Origin of the sequence: Bacteroides sp., assembly GCF_052357945.1 — a bacterium.
In the GTDB taxonomy this organism is placed as follows: Bacteria; Bacteroidota; Bacteroidia; order Bacteroidales; family Bacteroidaceae; genus Bacteroides.
In genome coordinates this window covers 1-9,983 of record NZ_DAWCXD010000164.1, presented here as the reverse complement: position 1 = coordinate 9,983, position 9,983 = coordinate 1, and the positions used below count along the sequence as shown (strand labels likewise).

At 37.1% G+C, this 9,983-nt stretch carries 7 protein-coding genes, 1 tRNA gene and 1 pseudogene; 4 read left to right on the top strand and 5 right to left on the bottom strand.

Annotated features, from left to right (window positions below):
* Positions 1-201 precede the first annotated feature (201 nt).
* Positions 202-387 carry a hypothetical protein gene (locus ACT8YW_RS19870; protein WP_004300779.1) on the bottom strand — a complete coding sequence of 62 codons (186 nt, stop codon included), beginning with the start codon at positions 385-387 and terminating at the stop codon, positions 202-204.
* 95 nt (positions 388-482) lie between these two features.
* Between ACT8YW_RS19870 and ACT8YW_RS19865 the strand changes: the two genes are divergently transcribed.
* Positions 483-1,214, top strand: a complete 732-nt coding sequence (locus ACT8YW_RS19865) for a class I SAM-dependent methyltransferase (RefSeq protein ID WP_444106899.1) — start codon at positions 483-485, stop codon at positions 1,212-1,214.
* Positions 1,215-1,358: 144 nt separating this feature from the next.
* On the opposite strand, the gene ACT8YW_RS19860 is transcribed toward ACT8YW_RS19865, so the two are convergent.
* Positions 1,359-1,961 (bottom strand): TlpA family protein disulfide reductase, encoded by a 603-nt coding sequence (locus ACT8YW_RS19860; RefSeq protein ID WP_004300781.1) that lies wholly within the window; start codon positions 1,959-1,961, stop codon positions 1,359-1,361.
* Between the two features lie 94 nt (positions 1,962-2,055).
* Between ACT8YW_RS19860 and ACT8YW_RS19855 the strand changes: the two genes are divergently transcribed.
* A tRNA-Thr gene (locus tag ACT8YW_RS19855) sits at positions 2,056-2,129 on the top strand.
* 59 nt (positions 2,130-2,188) lie between these two features.
* Here the strand turns inward: ACT8YW_RS19855 and ACT8YW_RS19850 are convergent.
* From ACT8YW_RS19850 to ACT8YW_RS19840, 3 genes and pseudogenes are all read right to left on the bottom strand, one after another.
* The gene (locus ACT8YW_RS19850) at positions 2,189-3,067 is read right to left on the bottom strand and encodes a DMT family transporter (protein WP_008648784.1); all 879 of its coding nucleotides are present in this window, start codon (positions 3,065-3,067) and stop codon (positions 2,189-2,191) included.
* Between the two features lie 40 nt (positions 3,068-3,107).
* Complete coding sequence (locus tag ACT8YW_RS19845) at positions 3,108-6,131, bottom strand: PAS domain-containing hybrid sensor histidine kinase/response regulator (protein ID WP_444106898.1); 3,024 nt, start codon at positions 6,129-6,131, stop codon at positions 3,108-3,110.
* A 200-nt stretch (positions 6,132-6,331) separates the two neighbouring features.
* Positions 6,332-6,925: pseudogene (locus tag ACT8YW_RS19840) on the bottom strand (hypothetical protein).
* Positions 6,926-7,344: 419 nt separating this feature from the next.
* On the opposite strand from ACT8YW_RS19840, the gene ACT8YW_RS19835 reads away from it, so the two are divergent.
* Positions 7,345-8,670 carry a tyrosine-type recombinase/integrase gene (locus ACT8YW_RS19835; protein ID WP_117515376.1) on the top strand — a complete coding sequence of 442 codons (1,326 nt, stop codon included), beginning with the start codon at positions 7,345-7,347 and terminating at the stop codon, positions 8,668-8,670.
* Positions 8,671-8,676: 6 nt separating this feature from the next.
* Entirely contained in the window at positions 8,677-9,882 is a 1,206-nt protein-coding gene (locus ACT8YW_RS19830) for a hypothetical protein (protein WP_444106897.1), read from the top strand.
* The last annotated feature ends 101 nt before the right edge of the window (positions 9,883-9,983 follow it).

The window sequence follows — 9,983 nt, the reverse complement described above, 5'->3', positions numbered from 1 at the left end:
GGGCAGGATAATTATCCTGCCCCCACTTTTTATGTAGAATATATGATCTATCAAACACATAGTATATATACCTAAAACAACAAATACTATAAATATGTATCCGAAAATAAACACCACCTTGCCAGTTGCTTAATCAGAAAAAAGCCACTCCTCAATGATTAAAAGGCAACCGGATTGATGATCCGTTTATTGCTACAGCCTTTATTTTTTATGTCGGCTAGCTCTTTTCTTCCGGATATCTGCTTTCATCTTCGCTGCACCCGAACCATGTTGTCCACGAATATACGTCGCTTTTTTCGCTTTCGTTTTCACCTTTTCCTCTTCTTTGGGCTTATCTTTCTTACCTTTAAAAACGATGCCACCCATGATTGCTTCTTCTATACTCATATAATCATTTATTAGTATTCAACATTTCCGATGGCAAAGATAACCCTTTTCTACGGATTTATTTATCTTTGCAAAGTTAACAATCGTAACCACCAATGGCAACAACAATTCTTTCTACAGAAAAGGACCCGATGGGAGCCGCTATTTCTGACTATTTCAACCATCATAGAGCTGATCGTTTGCGGGTATTTTCTTCTCAATTCGAAGAAGATGAAATTCCCGTCAAAGAACTGTTTCGTAGTATACAGTCTATGCCTATACTAGAGCGTACCGCCCTGCAAATGGCTACTGGACGGATTTTGGATGTAGGTGCCGGAAGTGGTTGCCATGCGCTGGCACTTCAGGAAATGGGAAAAGACGTATGCGCCATTGATATTTCTCCCTTATCTGTCGAAGTAATGAAACAACGCGGAGTGAACGATCCTCGTCTCATCAACCTTTTTGATGAAACATTTTCCGAAACATTCGATACGATCCTAATGCTCATGAATGGTTCCGGAATCATCGGACGGCTGAATAATATGCCCGAATTTTTCCAACGGATGAAACGTATTCTCCACCCCGGTGGATGCATATTTATGGATTCCAGTGATTTGCGTTATCTTTTTGAAGAGGAAGACGGTAGCATAGTCATCGATCTGGCCGGAGATTACTACGGAGAGATCGACTTCCAAATGCAATATAAAGATGTAAAAGGAGACACATTCGACTGGTTATATGTAGATTTCCAGACTCTTAGCTTATATGCTTCCGAATGTGGTTTTAAGGCAGAATTGATAAAAGAAGGAAAGCATTACGATTACTTGGTCAAACTTAGCATTGCTTGAAAATGCATCATCATATAGTGACGGTATGTACTCCGGATAGCGTCACTATATAACCAAAATAGTAACGCCATCACATCAGGATAGCGTTACTATTTTTATATACTCATATATGTTCCGTTGGAAACATCTGATGAAGGTTCTCTTTTATTTCAGCATTTCATTAATTGCCTGCACAAGAGAAGCAAACTCTTCCTCATTATATAAACGAGTCAGCTTTACAATTTTCCCTTCCTTATCAATCAACACGTTTCTCGTTATTCCGGATTCACGTAATGCATACTTCGCAAAGATATCAGCTCCCGGATCCAGTCCTAACGGATAAGTGACTCCGGTAGATTTTGCAAAAGCCAGTACTTTGTCAAGCGGTTCGTCACGGTCAATGCCAATCAGAGCAAAGTCTGCATTATTTTTATGCTTCAACCAAATATCCTTCTCGATAAACGGCATTTCTTTACGGCAAACTCCACACCAGCTTGCAGTGAACTGCAACATGACAACTTTACCACGAAGGGAAGATAAACTCACTTGCTTCCCATCTGTCAAGGTAATTGTGAAATCCGGAGCCATCTCTCCTACCCGAACAATATATCCTGTACTATCTGCCTGAACTGATTTTGCATCCGCAGTTACTTCTACACTATCTGTTGCAACTTCAACATTCGCCGTTCCTTTCTTCTGTCCGGAACAAGCCCATATACCTATGGCTAAAAGCGCCACACTACATACATTCATAATTTTCATTTTCATCTAATCATTGGTAACTTTGCAAATATAAAAAAAGTATGCGATGTATTTGCATTTTTAAAAGAAATTCATACCTTTGCACCCGCAAAAGAAAAACGCCTCTTTAGCTCAGTTGGCCAGAGCACGTGATTTGTAATCTCGGGGTCGTTGGTTCGAATCCGACAAGAGGCTCTCCAGAATGAATGCTGTTTATCACATCAGATAAGCAGCATTTTTTATTAATATCTTCTTTAAGATTTTTGCTTACGAAATACTACCATACCCACAGCCAACAAAATCAAAAGAATTCCAATAACACTATTCAGGGTAAACAGTTCTTTAAAAACAAAGACACCGATCACAACGGCTGTCAGTGGTTCCATCGCACCTAAAATAGAAGTCAGTGTAGGTCCCGCATACTTAATTGCCCGTACCAAAGTTATATTGGAAATAGCCGTAGCCGGCAATGCAAGTCCTAAAATAATCAGCCATATATAACCGTCTGTCACCAGATGAAGCCCGAAAGTTGCCATAGCTCCTATCAGATAGAGAACAGCTCCCATCCCCATAACATAACATGTCAGTACAGTGGAATTGATTTGAGCGGCTCGTGTTGTTCGAACCCCAATGATGTATCCTCCGTAAGAAAAGACAGAAATACAAGCCGCCACCAATCCTACTATTGTATCACCACTTTTCGCCTCCAACTCTCCCGATGACAGTAAAGCAGCACCAAACAAAGACATTAAAACAGCAAACATCACCAAAAGAGATTTCTTTTCATGAAAGAAAAACATCATTGCCAATGATACAGCCAACGGATACATAAAATGAATAGTCGATGCTACCCCCGTGGCTATATTCTGATAGGCAATGAGCAAACTGAATGAGGTGGTTGCCCGCAACAAACTTAATAAAAAAACGACTAACAAATCTTTCTTTGCCAGCCGGAAATTACATCCCGAACACCATCCAAACAGTGTCAATACAATAGCAGCCACTCCCCAACGATAAGAAAGCACCTCGAAAGCCGAAAAACCAGCTAACAACAGAGTTATAGAAAAAAACGGAGCCAGCCCAAAAGTGGAGGAGGATACCGCCGCATAAAGTATACCTTTAATACGATTCATCGATATATTCAACTAATTCCAGATATTCACAATGCAAAGATTATAAATATTTCTTTAATGCCACCATTAATTTCATTTTTTCAAGCGGCTTAACCAGATATTCATTACAGCCGACCTTTATTGCAGCAATCCGGTCAGAATCGAAAGCATGGGCGGTAAGTGCGACGATAGGTAAGCTAGCATTAAACTTACGTATTTCAGCTGTAGCCTTCAATCCATCCAGTACAGGCATTTTCATATCCATCAACAACAAATCGACATGTTGGCTACGCGCTATTTCCACTGCCTTTTGCCCATTCTCCGCATGCAGTAAATCATAATGATCCTTCAGGATAGTAGACACCAGCTGATAATTACTTTGTATATCTTCAGCTATGAGAATTGTTTTCCGACCGGCACTCTTCTCCATCACTTCGTCATTCGCACCAAACTCTCCTCCGGAGATATTCTCTTCTTTCTTCTCTTCTACCATAGAAAGTGTATCGACTTCACAAGGTAAAAATGCCCCAAACAGCGATCCTTCATTGTGTACCGATTCAAAGCCGACTTTACCTCCCATAGCTTCTGCAATTGCCTTGCAAATAGAAAGTCCAAGTCCGGTACCTTGGGCAAACTCATCAAGTTTCTCAAAACGCTGGAATACTTTTCCTTTTTTATCATCAGCTATACCAATACCGGTATCTTTCACATAAAAATAGACGCCTCCATCCTTACATGCATATCCCATTTTAATAGAACCTTTTGAAGTATATTTGATAGCATTAGTGACATAATTCGTTATAATTTGTGCCACGCGATTACGGTCCAGAGTTACCCGACAACAGTGATAAGGATTGATTTCAGTTAACACGATATCCGGATTCTTCAGGCGCTGCTTCATGGAAGTAAACATGTTTTCAAAATGTTCGGATAAGTCGAACGGTTCGTATTTCAGTTCTACCGAACCGGCTTCCAGCTTGGATAAATCAAGTATATCATTTATCAGTTTTAGCAATAACTCATTATTACTATTAATAATCTGGATATAGTCCGCCTTTTCTTCTTCTCCGGCATAAGCCATCAACTCCGAAAAACCTACAATAGCATTCAAGGGAGTACGGATTTCATGACTCATATTCGCCAGGAACGCAGATTTCAATTTATCAGACTGCTCTGCCTGATGTTTGGCTTCCTGCAATTCCTTAATCATTTTTTCACGCTCCGTTACATCATCCACGCGAATTACAACACCATCCACAGATCCATCTTCAAGAACTACGGGAGTGGCAAACACTTCAACGGTATGCGCACTGTCCAACGAAAACTTCATCTGTTCCGTCTGTAATGAAACAAAAGCACGTTGCATCACACAATTTTCACAGGGAGAAGTACGATTATATGTACTTTTATAGCAAAGTTCACCTTTTTTGTAGGCTTCAAAAGAAAGACTTTTTGAACATAACGAAATATTTTCCCATTGAACCATATATTCCTTCGTGATGTAGGCCAACCCTGAATTCGTATTGTTAAGAACCAGTTCATTCTGTCGTACCAAAGCGTCCTGTATTTCTTTATTCTTTAGTAAGGTCAATTCAGTCTGCTTATAGGAATCGATATTTTGCGTCATACCGAACAAATACTTATAAGGAGCATCGTTCAAAGTTGTGGTTTCAACAAGGCCACGCGTTTCCCACCATTGATACATGCCATCTCCTTTAAAGTCAATGCGATATTCCACATCCCATACACCGCTTCCTAGTTCTACCGCCTTTTGCAAAGTTTCAGCAAACTTTTGTCGGTCATCAGGATGTACGAGAGTCAGATATTTCTCGACCGAATTAATTTCTGATGCCTTTTTCCCATTTTTATCAAAACCTTCACCGAAACTCACCCTGTTCTTAGCCGGCTCAAAAAACCAGGTGAAGGCATTCATCGCTTCCATAGTGACAGTTAACAGCTGTGCACGACGCTTCAGTTCATTTTGTAAACTCTGATCCCAGCGGGTATTTAACAGAAAGCGTTTGCCATCATCTTCAATTATACTTTTGCGAACAATAGTATCATAGCTGCGTCCATCCTTCAGTATAATACGTTCCATGCCGAAATAAGGGTTCCCAGTATTGTATACCTCTAAATCAGTCTTCTGAATACGCTCTACTTCTTCTTCACTCAGCACATCATAAGTAGTTTTATCTTCGCTGGTACCAAACATGAGCTTACTCTCTTCATTGCAAAAAACATAGCGGAAATCATTCTCTACATCTTTGATATGAACAGATAACGGAAGATTATTTAATATATTATAGAAGAACTGCTGCTTTTTCTGCACCTCTGTATTATTCTTTCGGGTACCAACATATTTCAATACCTTCTTATTAGAATCAAATTCATAAGGAGCACCGCTTATCGTACAAAATTGCCAGGTTGAGCTATCCGGTAACATAACCCTGCTATCAAAAGAAAAAGAAAAATCTTCCCCATTGCTCATTCTTTCCATTACTTCAGTAACCTGACTACGGTCATCCGGATGCAAAGTCTCCAGATATAGTGCCATACTAACTGGCTTAGACTGATCGTATCCATTCAGCGGTTCATTATCACTATAAAATAATTTGGCCACTGCATCAAATTCCCAAAACATGATGTTGGCTGCCTTCATAGCAAGCTCCGTTTTCCGGCGACTTTGACGGAGTACCTCTTCACTTTTCACCGTTTCTGTAATATCTTCAAAGATAAAAATGTAATTAACAAACTTGCCATCATTATCATAAAGAGGATTACCATTACATTTCAAATAGCAGGTCCGGGTACGCGTAGAGAAAAAGCGTTTATCGGTTCTCTGTTTATCGAAATCATACAAAAAACTCATCTGTACCGGAACACAACGACGAACTGCTTCCTTCACCACGTCAGGAACCACAGAATTTTCATTTATGTTGAGTTTATTACCAAGAAGCGTTTGCGAGTCAGCGCCAAAAATTCGGCAGAAGCTTTCATTGCATCTTACCAGAGTGCCATCGGCTGTGAAGAAACCTATTCCAACAGGAAGTGAATTAAATACAGTTAGTAATTGTTTGTGTTCCATTTCTTTATCCTTGAATAACTTAGAAATAAATATTTTATCTCCGCACTATGCAAATATATACACTTTTACGATTATAATATGATTTTATAGCGAAAATATTATTGCCAGGTTATAACATACAATAAGGGGCTATCCACGATATTGCGAATAACCCCTATCTCAAATGACATCCCATATATTATCATTTTAAAAAGTACATTTTAATACTCCTCAATGACTGTATTTCCAAAAATATCCTTTTTAATAATTTTCCCATGACCGTTACCATATTCAATTATTTCGTTTCCAAAAATATCTTTTTTAATGGTTGTTCTATTCCCCTTATCATCCTCGATAATAGTATTCCCAAAGATATCTTTTGTAATCGTCTTTCTATTCCCTTTGTCATCGCGAATAATAGTATTTCCCAGAATATCTTTCTCTATAGTTTTTCTATTACCCTTATCGTCCCGGATAATGGTATTTCCTAGAATATCTTCTTCAATAGTCTTTCTATTGCCTCTATCATCACGGATAATGATGTTCCCCAAAATATCCTTTTCAATAGTCTTTCTATTGCCTTTATCATCACGAATGATGATATTCCCTAAGATATCCTTTTCAATAGTCTTTCAATTACAATAATCATCACACATAATGATAATACCAAAAATATCCTTTTCAACATTCTCTCTCCCTTGGTCAACTCCCGAATACTCATAATTATCTTCAACAAGATTTGCACCATAGCCCTTTATTATATAAGGAGCCCAAATAAACTGGGCAACAAACAGGATAAATAAAATCTTTTTCATGGCGTTTTTCTTTTGGTTTAGAACAAAAGTAACGCAGGAAAATCAGAATTAATAAGTGAATTCCATAATTGTCAGTAGGGAAAAACCTAAAATAAAAAGGATTAGCGCATGCAGTAACGGTATATCCATAATATATTACCTAATTGGTCCCCAGAATGGTCCCCCAAAAAAGAAATTCCTTGAAAGTACTTGACTTTCAAGGAATTCAAAGTGTTACTTGAGGTTCCTGGCGAACCTCTTTTTCTTTATTTTCCTTATTTATTAGATAAAACATTATCTTCATAAACTACTGAAAAACAACAAATTATTTATCACACAAAGAAAATAGAATAAAATAAGATAAAAGTTTGTAGTACCAATGTAGTACCAAATCAAAAAGAATCTCTATCTTTGTAGTACCAACTTATAAAAGTAAAAATATGGGTGCAACATTCATTTTGAGAACTGACAAAAGCGAAGGATATGCAACCTTATACGCTCGCATACAAAACAGGGTTCCAAAGATTAACATTCGAGTATCTACCGGATTAGAGGTTGATATAAAAGAGTGGAACAAATCTTTAACAGGAGCCAAAGCTCTAACAGCTTTCAGGACAGGCAAAGGAAAAGAACTTTACCTTAAACTAGACGCTATTTCATCAACGATTGACGCACTAATAAAAAATGGTGTAGCCATAACTTCCAACATGGCTAAAGAGCGTATACATGAAATAGTATATGCTGAACAGATAGCAGCCGAAAAAGAACGAGCAGAAGCCGAAGCTAAAGCCCTAGAAGAAGAACAGGCTACCAACTTCAACGACTTCATAGCACAATTCATTCACGAATGCGAAACAGGAAAACGGAAAAAGAAGGGAGGAACTACAAATATATCTCCTGGAACAATCAAAAGCTACAAAGGCTTTCAATCCCAGTTTAAAGCGTATCAGGAAACAAGGCTAAAGGTTATTGATTTTGAGGATCTGACAATAGAGTTTTATAATGACTTTCGATCATTCCTCACAGATAAGGAATATTCCCCTAATACTATTGCCCGGATGGTGAAGATATGCAAAACAATCTGTTATGCAGCCGAACAGCTTAAACTAATGGATGCGGCAAACGTCCGGTTTGGTTTTGATGTGATCTATAAAGATGTTGATAATGTCTACTTGACTGAAGAACGAATACAGGAACTTTATGAGTACGATTTATCCAATCGTCCGGCATGGGAAAAGATAAAAGATGTGTTTGTAGTCGGCTGTCTGACCGGGCAACGAGTAAGTGATTATAAGCGCATCAATTCAAAAATGATAGTTACCCTTACCGATGGCAATAAGTACATCAAACTTAAACAGGAAAAGACCGGAAATATCGTTTATATTCCTCTTGATTATCGGGTTGCAGCTATCCTTGACAAATATAACGGTACACTTCCCAAAGTCTACGACCAAAAGATAAACGACCATATCAAAGAGATTGGAGAGGCTTTAGGATGGACGGAAATAGTAGAGTTGGACGAACAACGGGGAGCAATGGAGTATACAGCAAAGAAACGTTTCTGCGACCTTCTTAAAACTCATACCTGCCGAAGAAGCTTAGCAACCAATATGTATAAAGCCGGGGCTTCATTAAGTTCTATTATGGCTATCACTGGACACAACAGCGAGCAGCAACTAAAGACGTACCTTAAACTGGATGAATCGGAAAAGAGCATGCTAGCAGCTAAAGAGAATTATTTCACGAAATTACGAATAGCAAAATAATCAATCATGGAAAATTGGAAAGAACAATACAATCAGCTAGAATGTGAGTGGAAGAAATATTATAAGGATGATTTTGCAGAAGTTTATAAATACTTATTAGAAGATAATATATCAATTGACGAAGCAATAATCAAGATAGGAGCTAATTATAATGCAGAAGATATATCAAACCTCAAGAGATGCGATGAGATATTGGCTCAAGGCACCAAATTAGTAATGGATAATTCAGAAGAGCTAATTAATGAAGGAAACGCAATTATGTACGATCTGATCTTAGCATTATCTAATGAAAAAATTAAAAAGACATTATTTTTTGAAAATCTAAAAAAAGAAGATGAAAGTTTTGATGATCTGTTTATGTCGAATAACTATAAATGCGAATATGGACTTTACACATATTACAGAAAGCTAAAAGAGCATAAGCTAGACGTTTTTTTAGGAACAGAAGATTTTAAGAACATAATAGAGACATTAAATAAAGTCTGTATATTTATAAAAGAGAATAATCAACATCCTATTAAAATTCAAAACCAACTCATTGAACTAATAACATTATATATTGGAATGAGGCTTGAATATCATTTAATTATAGTATTACAAGGTTTAATAGAATGGACAGAAAAAATATATGAAAATAATAATGAGCCCGAAAAAGAAAACGCATTTGAGTTACATACCTGGATTTTAAAACAAGCAACCCGGTTGTACTATAGTTATTATCTTTCCTGCAGTAATCAAATTGAGAATGATTTTGATGTTTTCTTCTTTTCTACAATGATCGGGAGATATATTAAAGAACATAGTGATGAATATTCAATAGAATCAATAGAAAACATCATTGATGATAACAACATTCCTAAAATCGACAAAACATTAATAAGAAAAATCTATAACAAATGCAACAATAATCAATGGAATAGTATCCCTATAGATGATTTTATCAGATTACTTAATTGTGACAATTCAAGAACTCTATCTATTAAAAAAGATGAGTTTAATAGGACAAAAGTTGTATTTAAGAATATAGCCAACAGCATAAAAGATAAAGGAAGTCGCAAAAAATGGATCGAATTTATTAAAAAAGAAGTCTTCAATAATGTAGATTTTATGAAAGCTACATTGAGAACCGATACAAGCTGCGAAGGATATAGCCAAATCGATATAAATTTTAGCAGTTTTATAGCCGATTTAGGAGTTTCCCCCAATAAATAAAAAACGCCCCAATAAACTCCCCAATAAATATTTCAGAAGCGCATTGATAATCAATATTTTATCAATGCGTTTTTTTTATATTCCCCAATAAATCCCAATTT